The sequence below is a fragment of the Tamlana carrageenivorans genome (assembly GCF_002893765.1).
Lineage (GTDB): Bacteria > Bacteroidota > Bacteroidia > Flavobacteriales > Flavobacteriaceae > Pseudotamlana > Pseudotamlana carrageenivorans.
The window spans coordinates 1,343,796-1,368,376 of sequence record NZ_CP025938.1 but is presented as its reverse complement, the minus strand read 5'-3'; the positions used below and the strand labels follow the sequence as shown (position 1 = coordinate 1,368,376).

Genomic DNA, 24,581 nt, shown 5'->3' with positions numbered 1-24,581 from the left:
CTATATGAGCTTTCTTTTGAAGTTATTTATAGTTTACTATGGAAAGCGTTAATGTGGGAGGGCTAATAAGTTTAAAAACAAATTGAAGTTGGTGATACCACACAGAAAGAATTGCCATTTTTAGAGGCGTAAAATAATCCCTTTTAAATTATGGGGAGTCCTTTTCCTTGTTTTTTCAAGATACCTAGAAACGTTTTAGCGTTAAGATCAATTTTTTGAATAAACTCATTGTTAACCACAAATACTTCACCTTCTAAATGATTGGTTGTGCTTGGAAAGAATACCACAGAACTTGTTTCTTTTTCATCAATTAAAAGGCCGGGCTTAGCACCCATAGGGGTATTAACTAATACCGGAATGCGGTTATCTGGTTTTGGACTTACTTTATTCTCTAAATCTGCTTTATACTTTGTATATCAAGGAATTACATTCAATAGCTTGCCTTCAAACCAATTGTAAAATTTCATAAAACGAGGTAAGGTTGCCAAGTATCCAAAAGTATAAAAAGTAAGTAGTATAATTAAACCTGTGGTTAAGGTTAAGGAATACTTACCAAGGAAAGCATCTAAATTTAAATTATGAATAATCACTTTTCCTACATGTTTTATTTTGTACCATAGTTTTTTAAGGACTATAAATAGAATAAATACATCATACCACTAACAATTTTGTTTCTAGATTTTGCTAGCCGTTTTTTTAAATTTTTCATTTGTACCGGGTTCGTATATTTTACTGTTTAAATCCTTTCTTTTTAATGCCAAATCGATACTGTAATCCAGTCATTAAAAAGCGTTGAGAATCGGCTACACCATATTCGCCACGTAACATCCAGTTTTTATTGAATTGTAAATTGAAACCAAACTGAAAAGTTATGGTTTGTATAAGTTCTTTTCTAATAAAATAATCAATTTGAGTGGTAAATAGTCCGCTGTCATTTACGCCTTCTTGAATAGTAGTTAGGGCCTGATTTTGAGCTTGTAATTTAAGTTTTTGTGCAGGAGGTGTCGAGGGGTCGTCAATGATATCTTGGTTTGAGGATATTTTGTTGTTGATTCTTTGGTTGAAGGAGGTTTCTAATTTAGGAAAAACTTGGTTCAGATTAATAGAGCCACTACTTCCATCGGCACCAACAAAATCTCGATACATCATCCCGACATAAGGACCAATGAAAAAGTCTTTGTTTTTTTTACTTAGGCCAAAAATATGACCGAGGCGCCCCGACATGGTGAGGTACCCAATTTGCTCTTTCAGTAAATCGGTATCTGTGGCCGAATAATTCATATCGACGCTAGAAAAATAGCCGTTCCAGCCAAAAACTAACGTGGTTCCTAAGCCATAAGCCAAGGCATCAAAATCGACACTAGAAGAAAATTTTGGTAGTTGTAGCATGATTTCTCCTGTCCCGTCTTTCCAAGTGGGTTGAAGAGTAACATTGGTGCCACCTGCAACTTTAGACATTAAGGCATAAACATTTAAGAATGGTAAAACCCAAGCATCGGCTCTAAAATTAACACCGTTTGTGGTACCACTTACTTCCTGAAAGTTCAAGGTTTCAGCATTAATAATACCTGATAAGTCTCTGCCTCCAAACAACAACTCAAATTCTGTAATTTTTAAATCAATATAGGCGTTTACGTAGTTTACATTTAAACCAAAAGGTAGCTGAAGTTTATCGGCCATGCCTCTTTCGGCTACTTTATCGCCCCAAATGGGTAGTACATAAGGAAAAGCGATGGAGTCTTGAGTTTGTGCAAAGCTTTTCACTGGTAAGTATATTAGAACACATATTAAAAATAAATACCGCTTCATAATAACAGGTCGTTTGAATTTGAGTTTTAGAAACTCTAAAGTAATTAAAATTTTGAATTTAGTTTTACCTATTGCTTATAGATTTATGTAAAATGAATCGGGATGAATAAAAGCACACGCCCTTTACGTTGTAAAATATAGTGACTAGAATAGAAAAAAGGTTAGTTTCTCCAGAAGCTAACTTTTTTTTATGTGTAAATAAATATGTTGTTACTAATCTAATTGCTTGGTTAATAGCCAAGCATCAGAGTTATGCGTGTTTTTAATGTTACGCAGCGCTTTTAAAGCTTCTAAACGGTCTTCGTAACTGGCATAAACCACTTGATGTAAACCGTAACGATTTACGCCAATTTTTCTTGCACTGAAGCCTTCATTTTTAAGCTCTTTTACTTTTTTATCACAGTTTTCTTCTATACGAAAAGCACCAGCGATAATATGATAATTCCCTGTTTGTTTAGTTACATTTAAGGTAACAGCAGGCAGCGGATTTAAATTAAAAGTAGCTTGTTGAATTTTGCTATCCAATTGTTTTGTGGCCTCTTCTTGGGCCAATTGATTATGCGTCTCCACTTGGTCTACATAATATTTTGAAGCCCCAAAACCACCTAAAGTCAAAGCAATTAAAGCTACTGCAGCGTATTTTAAATATGATTTTGCCTCTCGTTTTTCAGGAGTGATGGCAATAGGAATCACTTTTTCGATTTTTTCAACCTCTTTTTTGTACACTTCACGTGCAATTTCAGGAGTTGAAAATTGAGATAACCCAAAGGCATCAGGTAAGTAATTTAATTGATACGTAGGTTCAAATAAAATTTTACCTTCTTTATTAAAAACAATATCACCAATGTTTTTAAAAGTTAAAGTTTCACCTTGTGTTAAATATGATTTTATAAGTCGAACACGTTTCTCGATTTTTTTGTTGGCAATCTCGAACGGGATTTTTTCAACCTCAGCAATATAATTGGCAAGTAAGCCATCATTTTTCTGAATTTGCTCATTAAAAGACAACACTTTTTTAGGTGCATGAAAAGTGTTCGACGCCACATCAACAGTTGCCGAAACATTTTGTGTTAAAAAAGCACCAAAACCAGGAATGGTAACGCACTCATATCTATAGAGTAAATCGCTTATGTATATTTCTAATTGCATAAGTTCAAAGTTATAAAATTATGGGGTTAGATAAAATTTACACTTCACTTTTTATTAACAGAATAAAAATTCTTTTATTTTAGATTAAAAATCAATTAGATAGGATGACAGAAAATGATTTGCTTTACACGCTTGCGCTTCAGCATGTACCCAATATTGGTGATATTACAGCTAAAAAACTCATAGCACATTGCGGTTCTGCACAAGCGGTTTTTAGAGAAAAACAACAGAACTTACTTAAAATTGATGGTGTTGGCCAAGTGATTTTGAACAGCTTGTTTAAACCACATCATTTAAATGAAGCTGAAAAGGAAATCGAATTTATTTATGCCAATGAAATTAAAGTATCCTTTTTTGAGGATGACGATTATCCAGATAAATTGAAACACTGTGTTGATGGCCCTATCTTACTGTTTGAATCGGGACAAATCAATTTGAAAAAACAACACATCATAAGCATTGTAGGCACTCGGAAAATAACAACCAGTGGTGTTGCTTTTTGTGAAGAACTGGTAGAACGTTTGGCGCCTTACAATCCTATTATTGTTTCGGGGTTTGCTTATGGTACCGATATTACCGCACATAAAGCGGCTATAAAAAATGATTTGCAAACGGTAGCCTGTTTGGCGCATGGATTAAATCAGGTTTATCCTAAAGTGCATAAAAAGTATATGGTTGATATGGAGAAAAACGGCGGTTTTATTACCGATTTTTGGAGTAATTCAATCTTTGATCGTAACAACTTTTTAAAGCGAAATCGGGTTATTGCTGGTTTAAGTGAAGCGACTATTGTTATTGAATCTGCCGAAAAGGGCGGAAGCCTTGTTACGGCTGATATTGCTAATTCTTATAACCGCGATGTTTTTGCCGTTCCGGGAAGAATTACCGACAGCCAAAGTATAGGCTGTAATAATTTGATAAAGCAACAAAGAGCACACATGCTTACTACGCCATTAGATGTGCCCTATATTTTAAATTGGGAGTTAGAAAATTTTAAAAAACCAGCCATTCAAAAACAACTTTTTGTGGAATTGGACCCTTCCGAAAAATCAATTTATAGTTACCTAAAAGACAATCAAAAACAGCTGTTAGATGTTATTGCTTTAGAATGCCGATTGCCTATTTTTAAGGTAGCGGGTATTCTTTTAAATATGGAGCTTAAGGGGGTTGTTAGGCCTTTACCAGGGAAGTTGTTTGAGGTGATATAATTCCTGCGAGAGCAGGAATATTAATAAGCAATACTTTGGTTTTTAAAGGATTGCTGTCATTCAGACGAAGAATGAGGAAGAATCTGTTCGTGTAAATATTGCAAAAGTAGTTTCGCTGAGATACACAGAGAAGTCATAGAGGTTCACAGCGTCATTCTTCAGTAAAAAACATTATGGAAAACAAAAACGTTCAAAATCAATAAAAAATAATTCTATTGAAGTTGAACGTTTTATTATTTTGAAATCTCGTATTTAAATCATAAGATTCCTGCCTTCGCAGGAATTAGTAACCAACTTTAGCGCGAACACGGGCTAACACTTCATCGGCAACCAATCGGGCTTTTTTAGCACCAATGGCTAAGGCCGCATCAATTTCGTCCAAGTTATTCATGTAGTAGTTATAACGCTCGCGTTGGGTGGCGAATTTTTCAACAACTAATTCAAACAAGGCTTGTTTGGCATGACCATAACCATAGTTGCCATTTTCATAATTGGCTTTCATGGTCTCAATCTGTGCATCATCAGCTAATAAACTATAAATAGCGAAACAGTTACAAGTTTTCCAATCCTTTGGGTCTTCAAGCGCTGTGCTATCCGTTTGAATAGACATAATTTGCTTACGTAATTTCTTATCTGTTAGAAAAATGTTTATGGTGTTGTTTCTACTTTTACTCATCTTTTCACCATCTATTCCAGGAATAAGCATGGTGTTTTCTTGTATTTTTCCTTCAGGTAATACAAAAGCTTCTCCCATTTTAGCATGGAATCGGGAAGCGACATCGCGCGTCATTTCAATGTGTTGCAATTGATCCTTTCCAACAGGTATAATATTAGCGTCGTATAATAAAATATCGGCAGCCATTAACATGGGATAGGTGAAAAGTCCCGAATTTACGTCTTCTAATCTATCGGCTTTATCTTTAAAACTATGTGCTAATGTTAAACGTTGGTAAGGGAAGAAACAGCTTAAATACCAAGACAATTCTGTGGTTTGTGGCACATCACTTTGTCTATAAAACACGGTTTTTTCTATATCTAGGCCAAAAGCAAGCCAAGTAGCGGCAACGGAGTAGGTGTTTGATTTTAAGGTCTCTGCATCTTTAATTTGAGTTAAGGTGTGCAAATTTGCTATAAATAAAAAGGACTCATTTTTAGGGTCGTTTGCCATTTCAATGGCTGGAATTAGTGCGCCTAAAATGTTTCCTAAATGTGGTGTTCCTGTACTTTGAATGCCTGTGAGTATACGTGCCATAAATTTTATATAAAAGGCAAATTTAAAGATAAGTTGGACAATAAAAAAAGTGGCAGACGCCACTTTTTTAAATAAGCTGCAATATGTTTACTTTTTAAACAAACTGGCAATAAATAATATGACGCAAGCTCCTATAGCACCCGTTAAAATATCACCAATAAAGCCTTCAATAAATGAAATGCCAAGTGTGGCAAATAACCAGTTTCCTACCAATCCGCCAATAATACCAATAACGATGTTTAGCAGGAGTCCAAATCCGCCACCTTTCATTAAATTTCCAGCTAACCAGCCGGCTAGTGCTCCAATTAGTAAAGCATAAAGTAATCCCATAATGTCTATTTTTAGTGAACTCGTTTTGACTATTTCTATTCCCTAAAAAATGTTTAAAATTCACCCATATTTTGCTGTTTTTATTAGTCGTAGCGATACTATGACTTTCTAAAAACACCTCGTCTGGTCAAATTTTATTTCATTTTCGGTTAAACGTAAAAAGTCAAGACGAGTTCGGTTAGTATGTTTTAAAGATAATCAAATTATAATAACCCGTTGTGCATTATGATTTAAAAGAAAAAAGTTGTTCATCTTACTGAAAATCAGTAAATTGATTTAACTACAAATCATTAATAATGAACAACTTGAGTGCAAATTACGAAAGAATATTGGAAGTATTAAGAAAAATATCGAAAGAACAACTTTTAAGTTATCAAAGACGACAACCAAAGCTTAGTGATTTAGAACTTATCAGTTTGAGTCTTACTGCCGAATTTATGGGAATAGATAGTGAAAATGACCTTTTTAGAAAACTTCCAGATTCCCTATTATCAAAAATAGAGAGAAGTGTCTACAATAGAAGAAGACGAAAACTAGTTAATAAGCTCAACAGTATCAGGTTAAGCTTAGCTTCCCATTTTAATGAATTTGAAGATTATTTTGTAGTAGATAGTATGCCTTTAGAAGTTTGTAAATTATCACGCAGTTCTCGTTCAAAGATTTGTAAAGAAAACACTTATGCATTTCCAGATAAAGGTTATTGTGCAGCTCAAAGTTCTAATTATTACGGTTATAAACTGCACGCTGTTTGTTCTGTAAATGGTGTCTTTCAAAGTATCGATTTGAGTCCAGCATCTGTACACGATATTAATTATCTTAAAGATATTAAGATGCAAATAAGCGATTGTACATTAATTGGTGATAAAGGCTATTTATCAACAGAAATACAGCTTAACTTGTTTGAAACCTGTAATATAACGCTAAATACACCTATGAGAAGCAATCAAAAAAATTACAAAGTACAGCCTTATGTATTTAGAAAAAAGAGGAAAAGGATAGAAACATTATTTTCACAACTTTGTGACCAATTTATGATAAGACGCAATTATGCTAAAACTTTTGAAGGTTTTAAAACAAGAATCGTAGCTAAGATAACTGCTTTAACAACTATTCAGTATATCAATAAGTTTATTTTTGGGAGAAACATTAATAATATTAAAATTAGCATTATTTAAAATGCACAACGGGTTATAATAGTATTTTTGAAGCTTATGAAAATTCTGAAATACATATTTGGGACCCTTTACCGTGTTTGGTTCTACATTTTAGTATGCTTACCAATACTAATATTGTTTCCGTTTTTAATAATATCTATTTTAAAGGAATCTTGGTATTCATTCTTTTTTAGGTTAGCACGCATTTGGGCTAAATTTATTTTAATGGGCATGGGGTTTGTTCCCATTATAAAACGCGAAGAAGCTTTAGACAAAAGCAAAAGCTATATGTTTATTGCTAACCATACGTCTATGGCCGATATCATGCTCATGCTGGTTACGGTTAAAAACCCGTTTGTTTTTGTTGGGAAAGCCGAGTTGGCTAAAATTCCACTATTTGGATTTTTCTACAAACGTACTTGTATTTTGGTAGATCGCAGTTCGGCTAAAAGTAGGCATGCTGTTTTTTTAAGGGCTCAAAAGCGCTTAAAATCAGGATTAAGTATTTGTATTTTTCCAGAAGGTGGTGTACCCGAAGAACATATTGAATTAGATACCTTTAAAGATGGGGCTTTTCGACTGGCGATTAATCATCAAATTCCAGTGGTGCCTTTAACATTTGCCGATAATAAGAAACGATTTTCTTTTACTTTTTTTAGCGGAAGTCCTGGTCGTATGCGAGTGAAGGTACATAAACTTATTCCAACCAGGGGTTTAACTATTGATGATACTAAAGACTTAAATGCTAAGGCTCGTGAGGTTATTTTGAAGCAGTTGGAGGTTTTTTGTGGTTCCTAGGCTTAGATTAATCATATTACAGTATAAATGAGATAAAAAACACCGCAAAAAGCAACTGCTTTTTACGGTGTTTCGTGATGTCGTATGAATTAATGTACTATAAATTTTTTGATCATATTCTTATTGGATGCATCAGTAAAATAAGCTAAATACAGGCCTTTGCTAATACCGTTTAGAGGTATAATGTTTTCGGTGTTATAAACTATATTTTTAGATAATACTTTGCGTCCAGAAATGGTATAAATGGACACATTTAATTCATCGCTAGTTGATGATTTTGGCGTATTAACTTTAAGACCTAATCCTTTAATGTAAGCTGCGTTAATAGTTTTAAAGTCTTGTTGGTTTATGTTTAATGTGTAGGTGCAACCATTAAAAACATCATAAGTATTATTTCCAGAATTCACTAGAGTTATTACTCTGTCGCTCCCAGAAACCGTAGCGCAACCTGAGGCTGGTGTTTCTTCTGTGCCCCATGAATTTCCATTAAGGTATTTGTATTGAGGAGTAACGGGGTAATCTGCTGGCGAAGCAAGTCTAACGGTTTTACTGTAAATATCTCCAGAGGTATTTGTAAGCATCAAATCATCGGTGGTCCAGCCATTCATATTACCAACAACATGTATGCCAGCTGCATCTATAGTAGATAAGGAAGACGTATCGACATTAAATGTTAAATCGAACCCCGTACCGTCGGCATTACAACCTCCAAAAGGGACGGTTTCTAAAACTAAATCGGTTCCAGAATCGTTAACATAAATCATCCTGTTCCCTTTGCTTGTAGCGCATGGTGCTGAAGGTGACTCTTCGGCACCCCAGGTGTTTCCATTTACAAATTTATACGCATACCAGCCTTCAGTTAGCGGTATTACCGTAGAATAAATGGTTGTACTTCCTTCCTGTGTCAACGTGGTTATGCTTGGATCCCATCCGTTCAATGAACCTACAATGTGGATGCCATTGGGGCTAATAATTTCAGAGCCTAAGTCTACGCGAAATATAACGTCTACTTGAGCAAATAATGGAAATGATAGTAATAGTGTTAATGCAATAGTACTAAGCATGTAGTTGTTTTTCATAATATATAAAATTAAAGGGTTAATAGACTATGGATTGAATGGCATGGGCAGGGATGTTTAGTGATACTTCTTGGTTTTCAACAATAAATTTATAGGCAATCGCCTCATTTGTTTTATTCATAACGACGGTTACAAATTCATCATTCTCATTTTTAAACGTTGTGCTTTCAATGGTGCTTCTGCTTGTAGTTGTGCTTATTCTAAGGGCATTTGGTTTAATAAATTTTGAAAAATGTCCTATGTAATAATAAGACGGTGTGTAAATTAATTCGTTGGTTCTAGTATCGGCATGAATAGGAGCGAAACATAAATTCTGAACATGATTTGGTCCGCCAGTTTCGTCAAGTAAAATATTCCAATCTGTCCAGCCTACCGTACCGTTGTTGAAATCGTTAATCATGGAATTGCCATAGCGTTCGGCATTAGACCATCTAAAATAATGTTCTGCACTAAAAGCTTCTTGGCAGCCTTCGGTAAATAGTAGGTTTTTAGTAGGAAAGGATTCTTTAATGTTTGCTAAATTTTCATACTTAGGATCGCCACCTGTCCATGTTTCATACCAGTGAAAACCAATACCCCAAGCATATTTTGCAGCTTCTGGATCTTCAAAAATAGTATTAGCCCGTTGCGAAATTAAGTCCCTGTTATGGTCCCAAACCACAATGTTTTTATCGCTAAAACCAGCCTTTTCAAATGTTGGGCCTAAGTTGTTTTTTAAAAAGTCGCGTTCTTCTTCTGCTGTATAGATACAAGATTCCCAGCGTTGTTTCGCCATGGGTTCGTTTTGAATGGTTACCCCCCAAACAGGAATACCTTCAGCTTCATAAGCCTTAATGAATTTAACAAAGTAATCGGCCCAAGTTTGATAGTATTCTGGGCGTAGTTTCCCGCCTTGTAACATATCATTATTGGTTTTCATAAATGGTGGTGGACTCCATGGTGTTGCATAAAAAACCAAATCATCTTTAATTAAAGCTATGGCTTTTTTAATCATTGGGATTCTAAATTGTTTGTCCTTTTCAATAGAGAAGGTTTTTAATTCAGTATCACCTTCTTCAATATAGGTATAGCTTTTTGAGCTAAAATCACAGCTGTGAATATGGGTTCTAATAATGTTGTAATTAATGCTGTTTTTGCCGTAATACGCCTGTAAGAGCTCTTCTTGTTTATCGGCGCTTAATTTTGCAAATACTTCTGCTGAAGCATCGGTTATGGCACCACCAATACCTAAAAATTTCTGGAAACTCTTTTTGGGATTTACAAACACCGAAATATCCGTTTCTAAGGGCTGTTTTGCAGGTTTAAAGGAAGCTTCATCAGTTAAACTCAATTTTAAATTGGTGTTTTCGGCTGTGGTATAAACCTTTAAAGATGTTATGTTGTAGCTTGTTTCAGGAGCTTTTTCGTCTACTATTTCTGTCGATTTGGTTTTCGTATCTGTACAAGAAGCCAAAAAAATAGTAGCTAGAAGGAGGAGGTTGTATTTTGAAAAAATCATAGTCGCTAAATTTTAAATTACCAAATAAATGTTCCTAGAGCCCCAGCGTCAAGTGACGTTGTAACAGGTTCGTCTGAAGCATTTATATTGAAAGTTTTTTTAGTGTCTGTATTATTTAAAACAATGACAACTATTTTGCCATCTGGTGTTTTAAAAGCTACGTTAGGCAGGTTGGAAGCATAATTAGATTCAATTCTTTTCGATCCTGGTCTCACAAATTTTGAAGCATGAGCAATGATGTAATACGCTACGTTTTTCTTAACCGTATTGCCATCAATGGTTAAGGCGCCTAAACATTCTGTGCAACCACCATCGGTGTGTGGTTCTAAATTAGAATCTGCTGCAAGGTTCCATTCCAAAACAGTTTTGCACCAATTTCTTGTTGCACCAATTATGAGTTCTCTGGCGTGCCATTTTAAGTTGTTGTCAAAGGTTTCATTAACCCCTACCCACTGCTCGGTAAAATATAAGTTTTTGTCAGGGTGCGCATTGTGTACTAAGCTCAATTTATCGATACTTCCACCATATAAATGAAAGGCAGAACCGTCAATATATTTTTTGGCATCCGGATCATTTAGAATAGAAATTGGGTAATCGGTTCTATCGGCATTATGATCATAAATAATGATTTTTGTAGGGATTCCTGCTGTTTCAAATGCAGGTCCTAAATGGTTTTTAACAAAAACGGCCTGATCGGCAGCTTCCATTAATAAACTCGGGTTGTTGCCAGGGTGTAAAGGTTCATTTTGCACAGTAACGGCATCAATAGTAATACCTTCGGCAGCCATAGCTTCAACATATTTCACAAAATATAAGGCATAGGCATCGTAGTATTCAGGTTTTAAACTGCCCCCCTTAAAGCTTTGGTTGGTTTTCATCCAAGTTGGAGGTGACCACGGTGAGCCCATTATTTTAATGTTTGGGTTGATGGCTAAAATCGCTTTAAGAACAGGGATTAAATTTTCTTTGTCTTTTGCTATTGAAAATTTGGTCATAGCAACATCTGTTTCGCCTGCTGGCAAATCGTTGTATGAAAATGGTGCGGCATCTAAATCTGATGCACCTATGCTTATTCTTAAATAGCTAACACCAATATTTTCGCCATCCCATTTAAAAAGATCGTTTAATAGGTTGCTTTTATTGGCTGAAGATAAGTTGTTAATGTGTAACGCACTTCCGCCAGTTAATGAATAGCCAAAACCATCGATTTCTTGATACGTTTTACTGCTAGAAACGTTAATGGTGAAATTTGAATTTTCCTTATAAGCTGAAACTCCAGCATCCTGTTTTTTGAATAAAACCGATTGGTCTGCTTTTGTAAGATAAAAATCTACATCTACAGTTTCTGGTGTTGTTGGTGGGGTAATTTGGCCGGAAACGTCGTCGTCTTTTTGACAACTTTGACAACCAAAAAATGATGCTATTAATGCTGCTGAAATGAAGCTTTTTTTTAAGATTTTTAAATTCATTTTTTTTAGTGTATTGAATCTACGAACCCCTAACCCGTAGGGGTTCGTAGATTTTGTTGTTTAGGGTTGAGTGAATTCGTAGGTTCCTGTGGTGTAGTTGTTTGTAACTTCAACGTTAACTAGGTAATTGCCGTCTGTTACAATGTTTCTAATGTTAGAGCCGCCGCCGTTAGTCATGCCTCCAGATAAAGCTGAAGGGTCGTCGCCTCCAAAATCGTTATCCCAAGGTGAGAAAAACTTCATATCGAAATTTGCTTTTAAAGCAACGGTACTCGTAAATTTAAATGGGTGTTCATAAGTTAATAAATACTCGTTTCTGCCATCCCAATCTTGATTGATTTCATCCCAGTGAAATAAGAAAAGATTGTAGTAGCTCCATTGAAATTTAGCATTAGCAAAATCGATAGCAAAGGCATAGGCTTGGTCTCTTTCAACTGAAATATCGCCTGATTCTTCACTTAAATCTGAACTCATCATAACTTTGGCATCATCGGTAGCATCGGTAGCACCAATATTGGCAAACATGGTATAGCTTGTTCCTGAGCCATCGGCTGAGGTATTTAAAGCAACCATATCCCCGTTTTGTAGGGCGAAATGCGCGTCGGTTTTAAATACATCGCCATCTTTGGTTAACTCGGTAGCCATATTGCCGTTTACGAATAAAAATAAGCTGTCGGGCGTATCAATTGGTTCTGATGCATTAGGATCTTTTTCAATGTTGTAGGTATAGGAGCTGGCTGATAAATCTAGAGTAACTATAACACTGCCTTTAATTTCTCCAGGCACATCTTCATAAGTTACGCCTTGACTTGCGGCATCAGATTCCATAATAACTTGGTTGGTAGTCCCTGTAACACGTTTCATTAGGTAATCCCAGTAGCCACCGTCGTTAACATCGGCACGGAATAAAAATCCGCCTGTGTCTACAAAGTCCATGGTCGCTTGCCATACGCCGCCTCCAATGTATTCCAGAGGTTCATCGCTACCCCATCCACCAACAATTGGGCTACCTTTCACATTCCAACGTTCTATTTTAAGTATGGAGTAGGTGTTGTTGTCTAAATCTATTCGAATTCGGTATGCACCATCTTCGCTTACCGAGATTGCTGTTCCAGATTTTACCAGTTCACCATCGTTAGCGCCGCCTCCGTAAACATGAGCAGGTAAAGATTGTTCGCTGTATAATTTAAAAGTTTTACCGGCTGTTAAACTGGTATAAATTTCATGGATATTTGAAGGGTCCCCATCAGCATTATTTAGTCTTTTTAGAGGAATAGCTTCAGCGATATTATTATTGTTTTCTACAGCATTACCCGATAAAAATAATTGATCAGGAATAATTTCATTCTCAAACCTTTTAACGGTTATTTTTTGAATGTCTGTAGATTGTTTATTAATGCTACTTGCTTGAACCGCCCAAGATAGTTCGGCATTACTATTCGCAGGGTAGCCGGCTATAGATAAAGCTTCGTCTAAAGTTTCATGAGAAACGGAGGCAGATAAATCTTTACCTCCATTTCCTGAAACAAAAATTAACAAAGGGTTATCAAACGCAGTTGTTCCTAAGGTGTCAATAAGGACCTTGTAAGTAACAATGTATCCTGCTGATGATTCGGCAGCATCCCAATTAAATGTTATCAACTCATCAGGTGTATTTTGGTTTAAAATGATTGTAGCATCATTTTCGGGTGAAGTTATGGCAGGGTTACTTAACTCCCATAGTCCTTCAGGTTGTAAGTTGTCTTCTGTTTCGCAGGCTACTAAAGTAACAACTGCTAAAAAAAAGCAAATAATGTTTTTATATAGTGTTTTCATAATGGTTGTTTTATAGTGGAGGAAGCGTTAATGATGGGTTTCTATCTAATTCTTGTTGTGGAATAGGTAAAAATATTTTGTCTTCGGTCATATTATAATTCACGGTGCTACCATCTCTTAAATCAATTTCTACTAGATTATTCATGGTTGAAACCAATTGATTATAACGTGCTAAATCGTCCCATCGCTGGCCTTCTTGGACCAACTCTAAACGGCGCTCATTAAGTATGGTTTGTTTTAATACGTCTTTTGAACTTTTTTGCGCGTCTGTAAGATCTGGTAGGTTTACTCTATTTCGAATTCTGTTCACCTCTGTTGCAGCGGCTTCCAATTGATTTAATTCATTTAGTGCTTCAGCCTTTAAAAGCACAATATCACCGTATCTTAGTATGTACTGTCTGTTAGAGCTTGCCCATCCGCTAGCTTGTTTCCATTTGTAACTAAAAGGAATAGAGCTACCTGAGGCATTGCCCCAATACTCATCAACCCACTGTACTTCTTCAAATAAAACAGAGGCGTTTTTTCTAATATCATCACCTTGTGCATCAAAGGCGTTTATTAAATCGTGTGAAGGGGTCACAAATTTTCTCCAAGAATCACCAGAAATTGATGGTGGTAAAAGAAGTTGTGGCCCAAAATTACCTTCGTTTCCTCCTAAATATTGAATTTCAATAATAGATTCGGCATTGTTGTAATTATTGCCATCAAATAAATTTTCAAAGGGAATAAGCGTGTAGTTTGCTGCGCTAGATTCTACTTTTTGAATATGGCTTAATACCTTGTCATAATCTGGGTTAGGTTGTTGTGCATAAGCTTTTGCGGCTAATGCATACGCAGCTCCAGCGGTTGCTCTTGCTTTGTTTATGCTAGAATCATCGCCATAAACGTCTGGTAAAAGTGTAGCCGCTAGCTCTAGATCTGAAGTGATTTGCTGATAAATTTTTTCTATGGATGTTCTAGGAATTTGAACACTTTCTGGCGAAGTCGATTTTATAGTACTCGTAATTAATGGTACTGCACCCCATGATTTAACAAGGGTAAAATAATGGTATGACCTTAAGAAATAGGCTTCCCCCTTTATTTCTCTTTTTCTAGCTTCTGTTAATAGAGGGTCTGTAACATCATCAACACGTTCTAAAACAATATTAGCTTTAGAAATGGCATTGTAAATATTAGACCAATTTTTATATAGCCTAGAATGTGTAGGCGTGATTTCTAAAAAATCGATAGCGAAAATTTCAGGATTATCACCTCCCGCATAATTATTATCTGAACGAACGTCTTGGAAAAGAATATTATCCCAAACATAGTATTCAGCCGATTGAAAAGATTCGTAAGCACCAATAAGCGCTGATTCAATTTGACTTGCGGTTTCGTAAGCGTTTTCACTAGTTTCTTCCGAAATGGGGGTTAAATCTAAATAGTCCTCACAAGATGCTAATACTAATAGGCTTAGTAATAGTGTTATTATTTTATTTGTTTTCATGATTGTGTTTTTTGATTAAAAAGTAACGTTTAAACCAAAAATGGCTGTTCGTGTTTGTGGGTAGGTGCCAAAGTCTATACCTCTTACGGTATTACTTCCTCCAAAAGCATTCACTTCTGGATCGAAACCAGAATAATCTGTGAAGGTTAAAAGGTTTTCTCCGGTTACATATAGTTTTAAAGCACTCATTTTTAATTTGTTTAAAATGCTGCTTGGAAACGCATAACTTAATGTAACAGCCTTAACTCTTAAATACGAAGCATCTTCAATAAAGCGTGTTGAAATTCTAGAGTTATCAGCATTACCAAAACTAGAAGCTGGGATATCTGTAAAATCTCCAGGTTGGCGCCATCTATCTAATACCGCTAACGATTGATTTTTAGGATCTGTCATGCCCTCAATTTCAATCCTTGTGGCATTTAACATGTCGTTACCTTGAGAACCTTGTAAGAAAACCAATAAACTTAAATTTTTATAGGTGAAGGTGTTTGTAAATCCGTAAGTAAAGTCGGGATTAGCATCACCAATAATGGTACGGTCGTCTGCAGATGGTGTAAATGTAGAATCACCATTATTATCTAAATAGAATGCAGCACCGGTTTGCGGATCTACTCCGCCATATCTGTAACCATAAAGAATTCCTAAAGGCTCACCTTCTCTAATTAAACTAGCTTCGCCTCGTCCTCCAGAAATGGTGCCCTGAAAAACATCGGCATCTACGAGTTTTGTAATTTTATTTCTATTGAAGGCCATATTGAAACCAGATTCCCATGAAAAGTTTTCATGATCTATATTTATGGTGTTTATGCTAAATTCAACACCTTTATTTTCTAACTCTCCAATATTTTGTATAGCGCTTTCAAAACCTGTAGCTGTAGGTAGTGGTGCGTTATACAGTAAGTCTTTTGTTTTTTTAATGTAGGCATCGGCAGTAATATTTACGCGGTGCTGAAATAAAGAAAGATCAATACCAATATTGGTTTGGTTAGATTCCTCCCATTTTAAGTTTAAATTTTCAATAGATGAAGGGAAAGTACCTGGTTGGGTAACGCCTCCAATAGGGTAGTTGGCACCACTACCAGCTCGTCCTAAATAGGAGTAAGGGGCAATTTGATCATTACCAACAATACCCCATCCAGCTCTAAGCTTTAAATCACTTAAAGCGTTAGCGTTGTTTAGAAATCCTTCTTCTGAAACTCTCCAACCTGCAGAGAAAGAAGGGAAATAGCCCCATCGTTGTTCTGGGCCAAAAACACTAGAACCATCTGCTCTAAAGTTAGCTGTAATCAAGTATTTATCGGCATAGCTATAATTTAATCGGCTAATGAACGATGCATTTGATTTTTCATCTTTTCTAGCAGTACCCTTTATTACTTCCGAGCCTCCGTTTGGTGTGGTAACCGAAGCACTTGCAAAATTTCTAGTTTCAATTTCACTAGTTTCCCAAGTGCTTTTTTGATTAACAGAACCAATAAGCGCTTCTATTTTGTGATTGTTGATTAGCTTGTCGTATCTTAAAGTATTCTCAATAATGTAATAAGAATCTTTATTGGTATTGTTTATAGCTTGTCCTTTTAATGATCTACCATAACCTGTTCTAAAAGGATCTAAAAACGAATCGTATACACCATGGCTATTATCTATACCCAGATTTGTTTTGAAAGTAAAATCGTTTAAGAATTTAAACTCAAAGTATAAGTTTCCTAATAATCTTTGGTTTTTGTATTCTCGATCTAAGCCATCGGTTGAGGCAAGAGGATTTTCCCAGTTTTGAAAAGGGTTGCTGGTAAAAGAGCCATCAGGATTATAAATATCAATAATTGAAGGGGTGGATAATGCCCCAAGTAAAACACCTCCAGAGTTTACATTCGTGTTGTCTTTAACGTCTACATCGCGGTATTGCGTGTAGGCTATTCTAGAGCCAATAGTTAGCCAGTCACTTACTTTTTGGTCTAGGTTTATTTTGAAGTTATAGCGTTCTATTTCAGAACTTCTAACAGCCCCTTCTTGTGTTAAGTACCCCGCTGAAACGTAGTAGTTGGTGCCTTCAGTTTTACCAGATAAGGCTAATTGATAGTTGTTTGTATAACCATTTTGGAAAATTTCCTGTTGCCAATCTGTAGTACTTGTGTATAAATCCCAATTGGTATTTTGGCCCATTTCGGTCATTAAATCGCGGTATTGTTCGCCATTTAAAACAGGTAAAGTATTCCAAACTTGAGATACACCTGTGTACGTGTCAAAAGATATTTTTGGTTTTTCGGAAGTACCTCTTTTAGTTGTTATAATAACAACACCATTGGCACCTTGTGCACCATAGATGGCTGCAGAAGAGGCATCCTTTAATACCGAAATGGCATCAATATCTGAAGGGTTTATAGAGCGTGTATCGGTGGTAGGTACGCCGTCAACAATATAAAGTGGCTCGCTACCAGAAGTAATCGAGTTTGTTCCTCTAATTCGTATACGCATACCTTCAGATGGTTTTCCAGAGTTTGCTAATACCTCTACACCCGCGGCCTGACCTTGTAGTAAGGACCCTAATTGTGCATTCGATCTTTCTTCGAAAGATTCAGAATTTACAAGGGCAACCGCACCAGTTACATCTTTCTTTTCTTGTGCGCCATATCCAATAACAATCACCTCGTCAAGCGATTGTGTGTTCTCTTGCAGGGTTACGTTAATGGTTGTTCTATTATTAACAGCTTCTTCAATGCTTGTCATACCAACATAACTGAATACGAGTATGGATTCAGGACTAATATTGGCGTGTAGTTCATAAATACCATCAAAATCTGATGAGGTTCCGCTGGTTGTTCCTTTTAAAATTATTGTGGCTCCAGGAATCGGGTGACCATTAATGTCGGATATTTTTCCTTTAATAGTCTTTTCCTGGGAAAATGCACAAAATGATAATAATAAGAGTAACAGGGAAATTGTTCTTCTGTGTTTAGTTTTTACATTCATTATTGTTTAGTTTTTTGGTAAAATTTGAAACATGTTTAGTTTTTAGTGTTATAGAAACAAATTAACCCCTATAGGTCTGAAAAAGCAACACGAAGTATTTCAAATGTAGATTTGTTGTAACTAAATAATAATATAAGTATCTAAAAATTAAAGGATTATAATTTTAGTGCTTGGTGTATTAAGTGGATTTAATGTAGAAGTGATATAGTAATTTTTACTGTATTTGTGCTAAATACATAAAAAAACACGGGCAATATTGCTATATTTTAGGTTTTAAGAGATTTTTTTAACCATATTCTCGAACTCATCTCTGTTAATGGCGCTATTTTTTACTTTTACACGATAATTATAAATGGTGTTTACAGAGTATCTAAGAATTTTGGAGATTTTCGAGCTGTTGGTTATGCCTAATCTTATTAAAGCAAATATTCGTAGCTCTGTGTTTAAACTTTCGCCTTTTTTAAGAACAATTTGTTTGTCTTCATGCAGGAGTTTGTTTAATTCCTCGACAAAGTTAGGATAGATGTGTAAAAAAGATTTATCGAAGTTTTCATAGAAAAGATTTAGCTCGTTTTCTATAACTTGTTTTGATTTTGTTAATTCAAGTAATGAATTTGTTCTGTTTGAAACAATATAGGTTCTTACCATTTTACGGTAAGTATCTAGCTTGTTTATGTAATCAGAATATAAATTTAAAAATGTGCCTATATATTGCTCTTTTATTCTGTCGGAATCCGATAGTTCGTTGTAAAGTCTATTAAGGTCTTCATTAGAAAAACTTAATTGTTCATTTAAGTCTTTTAATTGATTGTTGGCATTTTTTAAGCTTTTCCGAGCTGCCGAAAGTTTTTTAATTTGTTTGTAGATGTAAAAAATCGTTATCAGTAAAAACAAGACCAAAACACTAATGAACAAAAGCATCTTTTTGAGTTCTTCTTTTTGTTCTATACTGCGAGCTTCGTATGCTTTTGAAATGACTGATAATTTATTAGATATGTTAATATAACGAAGTCGGGAGTTGTATAACTCAGCATCTTCAACAGAAAAATCGATATACTTATGTGCGCGATCTATATCACCTTCTTTAAAAAACACCATAGCTAATTCGGTTAGAGAAGCGTTGTCTTTAACTGAAGACTGAATATCTGAAATGGCCGATAAGATTAAGTATTTTTTTTGCTGATCCCGGTGGTTGTTTAAGTCGTATAGCAACGCTCTTTCAAAAGTAATTAACGAATATAGTGGGGTGCCCAGTTTTACCTGAGACAGGCGTTTAGAGTTTGTTTGAAGAGCGTCATTAATTTTTCTTTGATCTCGTAAGTTTTTTTCTTTTAAAGCTAACGATTCATCCGAGTTAGGTCCTAATCGCTGCATTAATGAATCTTGATAGGCTTGGTATAATGAGGAGTAATTTTTTTTACTTTTTTGAACGCTGGTATAGAAGCTGAGCCCCGAGTAACCTTCTTTATAGTTATAATAATATTTATTGCGTAGTTTTTCGGGTAGTTTTTTCCTGTTTAACTCATTTAGAGCGTCGATAGATTCTTTATATCTACCAGACTGAACAAGCAACTTGGCTAGTTTTAATATGGATTCTTTTTCGAGGTAAATATTATTTATAGCTTTAGCTGTGGCAATATTTTTCTCGATGTAATATAAGGTGCTATCAAAACTGTATTTTTCATATTCTTCAATGATTTTGGTGGTAAGAAAATATTTGTTTTCTAGCGTTGTAGATGTTTCACCCAGGAGTTTTTTTAACTCTTTAATGCGTGTTTCTTTAGCGGCGTCATAAGTTTTACGCATGGCCATGCTTTTCTCTAAGCGCGTTAAAAGAGAGTCAATCTCATTAACAGAAAAAGTAGAATTAGAAAAGATAAAAAACAAAAGAAGAGTGAAAATGTATTTCAAGGCTCAAGAATTTATGATAGATCTGAATAACAAATTTAATGGTTTTTATGCTAATACCATTTATTTGTCGACTATGCCCGTTGTGATGCCAATCTGGCGTATGCTAATAGTTGCTATTAAACAAAAAAAACTGCCCTCACATGAGCAAGGACAGTTATGCGTTTTTAAGGCTTGGGGCTTATTTGAAAATGATTAATAATGCCTTTTAATTATTTGTGATTATAAATGAAAACGACAACCGAAGTTGCCGTTTTAAATGTTTTCACAACGGAATAATCCTTATTGTGAATTGATTTCAAATTGTACTGCTAATATAAAAAGATTTGGGAAGTTTTAATAGAAAAGCCTATTTTTAATTCCGTCTTTAAAAAAATAACACAAGACTTTACTGCTAAAAAAAATCAATTTTCTGTTGCTGTTTGGGTAATGGATTTATAGAATAATATGAAAAAAATACTAGGACTAGATTTAGGGACAACTTCTATTGGTTGGGCTTTAGTAAATGAAGCCGAAAATATAAATGAAACTTCTGAAATAATTAAACTCGGTGTTCGAGTAAACCCTTTAAGTTCTGATGAAATTACTGATTTTGAAAAAGGGAATCCATTATCTGTAAATGCAGATAGAACATTAAAAAGAGGGGCGCGTAGGAACTTGCAACGATTTAAATTAAGAAGAAAAAACTTAATAGAAACGTTGTTAAAAAACAAGGTCATCCAATCGGAATCAATATTAACAGAAATAGGAAGTAATTCTACTTTCGAAACCCTTTCCTTAAGAGCTAAGGCAGCTAAAGAACGTGTTGAAAAGGAAGAGTTTGCAAGAATACTTTTAAGCATCAATAAAAAAAGAGGGTACAAGAGTAGTAGAAAAGCTAAAAGCGAAGAGGAAGGTACTTTAATTGATGGCATGTCGGTTGCTAAACATTTGTATGAGAACAATTTTACGCCAGGACAATATGTTTATCAGCTTTTATTAGAAAATAAAAAGTATATCCCTGATTTTTATCAATCTGATTTAAAAAGTGAATTTTTAAAAATATGGAATTTTCAAAAAGAATTTTATACCGAAATTTTAACCGATGAGCTTTTCCAAAATTTAGAAGGTAAAAGCAAAAACCAAACATGGGCAATTTGCAAAGAACCTTTTAAAATTACTGGAATTACCCAAAAAGGTAGTGCCTCCCAAAAGAAACTAGAAAAATATAAATGGAGGAGCGAAGCTTTAGAAAGCAAAGTCGATTTAGAGATTTTAGCTATTGTATTTCAGGAAATAAACAATGACTTAAACAAATCGAGTGGGTATTTAGGTGCTATTGGAGATAGAAGTAAAAAACTATATTTTAACAAAATTACAGTTGGGCAATATTTGTATCGACAAATAGAACTAAATAGGCATACAAGCTTAAAAAATCAAGTCTTTTACCGTCAAGATTATTTAGATGAATTTGAACAAATCTGGGAAACACAAGCTAAGTATCATACAGAACTAACGCCTTCATTAAAAGAAGAGCTAAGAGATATAATTATTTTTTATCAACGAAAATTAAAGTCTCAAAAAGGGTTAATTAGCATTTGTGAGTTCGAGCAAAAAACAATTGAAGTAACAGTTGAAGATAAAGTTAAAAAGAAAACTATAGGGCCAAGAGTTGTCCCTAAATCATCTCCTGTATTTCAAGAATTTAAAATATGGCAGGTTTTAAACAATCTTAGTTTTACACCTATAAAAGAAACTCCAACGGATCTTTTTAAAAAGGAATTTCCAGAAGAAGTATTAACTCTAGATCAAAAAAAATTAATTTTTGAAGAACTAAATACAAGGGGGAAATTAAAAAATACAGATATTTTAAAACTACTGAAATTAAAGACAAAAGATTGGAAATGTAATTTTGAATCTATTGAAGGAAATAATACCAATCAAGCAATTTACAATGTATTACAGCAAATTTCTGAAAACGAAGGACATGGTTTTGATTGGAACAAAAAAAATGCCTCTGAAATAAAGGAAGAGTTAAAAGCAACATTACCAGAAATAGGTGTCAATCCAAATATTTTAGACTTTGATATTAATGCTGATAATTTTGAACAGCAAGCCAGTTATCAATTATGGCATTTGTTATACTCTGCCGAAGACGACACTAAAATAAGCAAGCAAGACGAGGCCATTTACGGGAAAACCTCTGTAAGCCTAAAAAAGAAATTGCATTTAAAATTTGGCATTCCTGTAAAATACACCGCTCTATTTGCTAATATTAGTCTTCAACCAGATTACGGAAATTTAAGTGCTAGAGCTATTCGTAAAATTATGCCACACTTACAAGATGGTATAGAATATTCGCAAGCATGTGTACTAGCGGGCTATAATCATTCAAACAGCATTACTAAAGAAGAAAATTTAAAAAGAGCATTAAAAGAAAAACTGGAACTTTTACCAAAAAACAGTTTAAGAAATCCTGTTGTAGAAAAAATATTAAACCAATTAGTTAATGTTGTTAATCAAATAATTGATAGCTATGGTAAACCTGATGAAATTAGAATTGAATTAGCCAGAGAATTAAAAAAATCGGCTAAGCAGCGTAAAGAAATGACTGTTGGTATTGCTGCAGCAACTAAGCGCAATGAAGGGGTAAAGAAAACACTTCAAAAAGCCCCATTTAATATTTTAAATCCTACTAAAAATGATGTCACTAGATATAGGTTGTATCAAGAACTGGAAACAAATGGATACAAAACACTATACACCAATCAATATATAGCACCAAACAAACTATTTTCTAAAGAAATAGATATAGAACACATCATTCCTAAAGCTAAATTATTTGATGATTCTTTTTCTAATAAAACCCTAGCGTTTAGAACAGTGAATCTTACCAAATCTAATATGACATCCTATGATTTTATTGCAGAGAAATATAATGATGATTTAGAAAACTATGTTTTAAGAGTAAAAAACTTATATGATAATGGTGTGATTTCCAAAGGAAAATATAGTAAGTTACTCATGAAAGAGAGTAACCTGGCTGATGGCTTTATTGAAAGAGATTTAAAAAACACACAATACATCGCTAAAAAAGCGAAAAACATGTTGCAAGAAGTTGTTAGAAACGTCGTGCCTACAACCGGAAGTATTACAGACAAACTACGAGAGGATTGGGATTTAATTAATGTAATGAAAGAGTTAAACCTTCCTAAATACAGACAACTTGGTTTAACTGTTCTGGAGGAACGAAAAAATGGAAATAAAGTAGAACAAATTATAGACTGGAGCAAAAGAAACGACCATAGGCATCATGCTATGGATGCATTGGCTGTTGCTTTTACAACCCATAATCACATTCAATATATTAATAATTTAAATTCTTCCAGAGATGAGGAAAGCAGTTCGGAGTATGCTAAAAAGTCTAAAAAAGAAATTAATTTATTTAGTATAAGAAATAAAATCACTAAAAATTATGACCAAAAAAATGGTGGTAAAAAAAGAAAATTCATTCCTCCATTAACAAATTTTAGAGCAGAAGCTAAAAAACATATTGAGGGTATTTTAATTTCTTTTAAAACTAAAAATAAAGTAGCTACAAAAAATATAAACAAAACTAAAAAACAAGGAGGCTATCATGTTCAAAAAGCCAAAACGCCTAGAGGCCAACTGCATAAAGAAACGGTTTATGGGCGCTCAAAAAAAGAAATAGTAAAACAAGAAAAAATTGGAACTTCCTTTACAATTGATAAAATAAATACGGTTACGCAGCCAGAATACAGAACACTACTTTTAAAGAAGATTACCCAATTTAACAACGATCCTAAAAAAGCTTTTGGGGGTAAAAATGCACCTAGTAAAACGCCTATATACTTAGCTAATGGTAAACAAATGCCCTTAACAGTAACTACTAAAACTTACCAAGACGTATACACCATACGTAAAGAAATAACACCTGATTTAAAAATAGAAAAAATAGTAGATGCTAAAATTAAAGCGCTTTTGTACCAAAGAGTAGAAGCTTTTAATGGCGATAAAAAAGCGGCTTTCTCTAACTTAGATAACAATCCTATTTGGTTGAATAAGGAAAAAGGCATTGCTATAAAGCGTGTTACCATTAGTGGAGTATCAAACGTAGAGGCTTTACATGATAAAAGAGACTATTTTGGAAACCTTATTTTGGATGCCGAAGGCCATACGCAACCTGTAGATTTTGTAAGTACCGGAAATAATCATCATGTCGCTATTTATAAAGACGAGAAAGGAAAATTACAAGAACAAGTTGTTTCTTTGTTTGATGCTATAGCTAGAGTAAATCAAGACCTACCTATAGTGAACAAAGATTACAACAAAGACAAAGGTTGGGAATTCTTATTTACACTCAAACAAAACGAACTTTTCATTTTTCCTACGGATACTTTTAATCCAGAAGGAATAGACTTGTTAAATGAAAATAATTATGCCTTGATTAGCCCTCATTTGTTTAGGGTACAGAAAATAAGTTCATTATTATCGGGATTATGGTTTAGGCACCATCTTGAAACTACTGTATCTGTAAACAAGTCTTTGAAGGACACAACTTATAAAGTAATACAATCATTAAGTAAAATTGAAAACATTATTAAAGTCCGAACTAATCACCTGGGTAACATTGTTCAAATTGGAGAGTATTAATCAATA

General features: G+C 34.5%; 17 protein-coding genes. 5 read left to right on the top strand and 12 right to left on the bottom strand.

The window, feature by feature from the left end; all coding sequences use genetic code 11:
* Window positions 1-143: 143 nt before the first annotated feature.
* From C1A40_RS06120 to C1A40_RS06110, 3 genes are all read right to left on the bottom strand, one after another.
* The gene (locus tag C1A40_RS06120; protein WP_102995127.1) at window positions 144-335 is read right to left on the bottom strand and encodes a hypothetical protein; all 192 of its coding nucleotides are present in this window, start codon (window positions 333-335) and stop codon (window positions 144-146) included.
* 394 nt (window positions 336-729) lie between these two features.
* Window positions 730-1,809: a hypothetical protein gene (locus tag C1A40_RS06115; RefSeq protein ID WP_206748205.1), complete on the bottom strand. Its 1,080-nt coding sequence runs from the start codon at window positions 1,807-1,809 to the stop codon at window positions 730-732.
* A gap of 213 nt (window positions 1,810-2,022) precedes the next feature.
* Window positions 2,023-2,958, bottom strand: a complete 936-nt coding sequence (locus tag C1A40_RS06110; protein ID WP_102995125.1) for an HU domain-containing protein — start codon at window positions 2,956-2,958, stop codon at window positions 2,023-2,025.
* Between the two features lie 104 nt (window positions 2,959-3,062).
* Here C1A40_RS06110 and dprA point away from each other — a divergent pair, with 104 nt between their 5' ends.
* The gene (gene dprA, locus C1A40_RS06105; protein ID WP_102995124.1) at window positions 3,063-4,166 is read left to right on the top strand and encodes a DNA-processing protein DprA; all 1,104 of its coding nucleotides are present in this window, start codon (window positions 3,063-3,065) and stop codon (window positions 4,164-4,166) included.
* Between the two features lie 283 nt (window positions 4,167-4,449).
* Here the strand turns inward: dprA and trpS are convergent, their stop codons facing one another.
* Window positions 4,450-5,418: a tryptophan--tRNA ligase gene (trpS, locus tag C1A40_RS06100; protein ID WP_102995123.1), complete on the bottom strand. Its 969-nt coding sequence runs from the start codon at window positions 5,416-5,418 to the stop codon at window positions 4,450-4,452.
* A gap of 87 nt (window positions 5,419-5,505) precedes the next feature.
* On the bottom strand, window positions 5,506-5,748 hold the full coding sequence (locus C1A40_RS06095) for a GlsB/YeaQ/YmgE family stress response membrane protein (RefSeq protein WP_102995122.1): 243 nt from the start codon (window positions 5,746-5,748) through the stop codon (window positions 5,506-5,508).
* Window positions 5,749-6,044: 296 nt separating this feature from the next.
* Here C1A40_RS06095 and C1A40_RS06090 point away from each other — a divergent pair, with 296 nt between their 5' ends.
* Both C1A40_RS06090 and C1A40_RS06085 read left to right on the top strand, forming a co-directional pair.
* Entirely contained in the window at window positions 6,045-6,923 is an 879-nt protein-coding gene (locus C1A40_RS06090; RefSeq protein ID WP_102994439.1) for an IS982 family transposase, read from the top strand.
* A 36-nt stretch (window positions 6,924-6,959) separates the two neighbouring features.
* On the top strand, window positions 6,960-7,700 hold the full coding sequence (locus tag C1A40_RS06085; protein WP_102995121.1) for a lysophospholipid acyltransferase family protein: 741 nt from the start codon (window positions 6,960-6,962) through the stop codon (window positions 7,698-7,700).
* Between the two features lie 89 nt (window positions 7,701-7,789).
* Here the strand turns inward: C1A40_RS06085 and C1A40_RS06080 are convergent, their stop codons facing one another.
* From C1A40_RS06080 to C1A40_RS06050, 7 genes are all read right to left on the bottom strand, one after another.
* A complete protein-coding gene (locus C1A40_RS06080; protein WP_102995120.1) occupies window positions 7,790-8,779 on the bottom strand; it encodes a T9SS type A sorting domain-containing protein in 990 nt (329 codons plus the stop codon).
* A gap of 19 nt (window positions 8,780-8,798) precedes the next feature.
* Window positions 8,799-10,277, bottom strand: a complete 1,479-nt coding sequence (locus tag C1A40_RS06075) for a glycoside hydrolase family 30 protein (RefSeq protein WP_102995119.1) — start codon at window positions 10,275-10,277, stop codon at window positions 8,799-8,801.
* Between the two features lie 17 nt (window positions 10,278-10,294).
* Window positions 10,295-11,746 (bottom strand): glycoside hydrolase family 30 protein, encoded by a 1,452-nt coding sequence (locus C1A40_RS06070; protein ID WP_102995118.1) that lies wholly within the window; start codon window positions 11,744-11,746, stop codon window positions 10,295-10,297.
* Window positions 11,747-11,806: 60 nt separating this feature from the next.
* Complete coding sequence (locus tag C1A40_RS06065; RefSeq protein WP_102995117.1) at window positions 11,807-13,561, bottom strand: SusE domain-containing protein; 1,755 nt, start codon at window positions 13,559-13,561, stop codon at window positions 11,807-11,809.
* Between the two features lie 10 nt (window positions 13,562-13,571).
* Window positions 13,572-15,047 (bottom strand): RagB/SusD family nutrient uptake outer membrane protein, encoded by a 1,476-nt coding sequence (locus tag C1A40_RS06060; RefSeq protein WP_102995116.1) that lies wholly within the window; start codon window positions 15,045-15,047, stop codon window positions 13,572-13,574.
* Window positions 15,048-15,062: 15 nt separating this feature from the next.
* On the bottom strand, window positions 15,063-18,014 hold the full coding sequence (locus C1A40_RS06055) for a SusC/RagA family TonB-linked outer membrane protein (protein ID WP_102995115.1): 2,952 nt from the start codon (window positions 18,012-18,014) through the stop codon (window positions 15,063-15,065).
* Window positions 18,015-18,287: 273 nt separating this feature from the next.
* Window positions 18,288-19,820, bottom strand: coding sequence for a DUF6377 domain-containing protein (locus tag C1A40_RS06050; protein WP_206748204.1), 1,533 nt, complete (start codon window positions 19,818-19,820; stop codon window positions 18,288-18,290).
* On the opposite strand from C1A40_RS06050, the gene C1A40_RS06045 reads away from it, so the two are divergent.
* Together C1A40_RS06045 and cas9 are read left to right on the top strand one after the other, a co-directional pair.
* Window positions 19,819-20,121 (top strand): hypothetical protein, encoded by a 303-nt coding sequence (locus C1A40_RS06045; protein ID WP_158651299.1) that lies wholly within the window; start codon window positions 19,819-19,821, stop codon window positions 20,119-20,121. The two genes, C1A40_RS06050 and C1A40_RS06045, sit on opposite strands and share 2 nt — an antisense overlap.
* Window positions 20,122-20,369: 248 nt before the next feature.
* The gene (gene cas9, locus C1A40_RS06040; protein WP_102995112.1) at window positions 20,370-24,575 is read left to right on the top strand and encodes a type II CRISPR RNA-guided endonuclease Cas9; all 4,206 of its coding nucleotides are present in this window, start codon (window positions 20,370-20,372) and stop codon (window positions 24,573-24,575) included.
* The last annotated feature ends 6 nt before the right edge of the window (window positions 24,576-24,581 follow it).

Excerpts from the sequence above, each read along its gene's own strand:
- C1A40_RS06120 (WP_102995127.1), bottom strand. The coding sequence starts at position 335 with ATGGGTGCTAAGCCCGGCCTTTTAATTGATGAAAAAGAAACAAGTTCT.
- C1A40_RS06115 (WP_206748205.1), bottom strand. The coding sequence starts at position 1,809 with ATGAAGCGGTATTTATTTTTAATATGTGTTCTAATATACTTACCAGTG.
- C1A40_RS06110 (WP_102995125.1), bottom strand. The coding sequence starts at position 2,958 with ATGCAATTAGAAATATACATAAGCGATTTACTCTATAGATATGAGTGC.
- dprA (WP_102995124.1), top strand. The coding sequence starts at position 3,063 with ATGACAGAAAATGATTTGCTTTACACGCTTGCGCTTCAGCATGTACCC.
- trpS (WP_102995123.1), bottom strand. The coding sequence starts at position 5,418 with ATGGCACGTATACTCACAGGCATTCAAAGTACAGGAACACCACATTTA.
- C1A40_RS06095 (WP_102995122.1), bottom strand. The coding sequence starts at position 5,748 with ATGGGATTACTTTATGCTTTACTAATTGGAGCACTAGCCGGCTGGTTA.
- C1A40_RS06090 (WP_102994439.1), top strand. The coding sequence starts at position 6,045 with ATGAACAACTTGAGTGCAAATTACGAAAGAATATTGGAAGTATTAAGA.
- C1A40_RS06085 (WP_102995121.1), top strand. The coding sequence starts at position 6,960 with ATGAAAATTCTGAAATACATATTTGGGACCCTTTACCGTGTTTGGTTC.
- C1A40_RS06080 (WP_102995120.1), bottom strand. The coding sequence starts at position 8,779 with ATGAAAAACAACTACATGCTTAGTACTATTGCATTAACACTATTACTA.
- C1A40_RS06075 (WP_102995119.1), bottom strand. The coding sequence starts at position 10,277 with ATGATTTTTTCAAAATACAACCTCCTCCTTCTAGCTACTATTTTTTTG.
- C1A40_RS06070 (WP_102995118.1), bottom strand. The coding sequence starts at position 11,746 with ATGAATTTAAAAATCTTAAAAAAAAGCTTCATTTCAGCAGCATTAATA.
- C1A40_RS06065 (WP_102995117.1), bottom strand. The coding sequence starts at position 13,561 with ATGAAAACACTATATAAAAACATTATTTGCTTTTTTTTAGCAGTTGTT.
- C1A40_RS06060 (WP_102995116.1), bottom strand. The coding sequence starts at position 15,047 with ATGAAAACAAATAAAATAATAACACTATTACTAAGCCTATTAGTATTA.
- C1A40_RS06055 (WP_102995115.1), bottom strand. The coding sequence starts at position 18,014 with ATGAATGTAAAAACTAAACACAGAAGAACAATTTCCCTGTTACTCTTA.
- C1A40_RS06045 (WP_158651299.1), top strand. The coding sequence starts at position 19,819 with ATGGCCATGCTTTTCTCTAAGCGCGTTAAAAGAGAGTCAATCTCATTA.
- C1A40_RS06050 (WP_206748204.1), bottom strand. The coding sequence starts at position 19,820 with ATGCGTAAAACTTATGACGCCGCTAAAGAAACACGCATTAAAGAGTTA.
- cas9 (WP_102995112.1), top strand. The coding sequence starts at position 20,370 with ATGAAAAAAATACTAGGACTAGATTTAGGGACAACTTCTATTGGTTGG.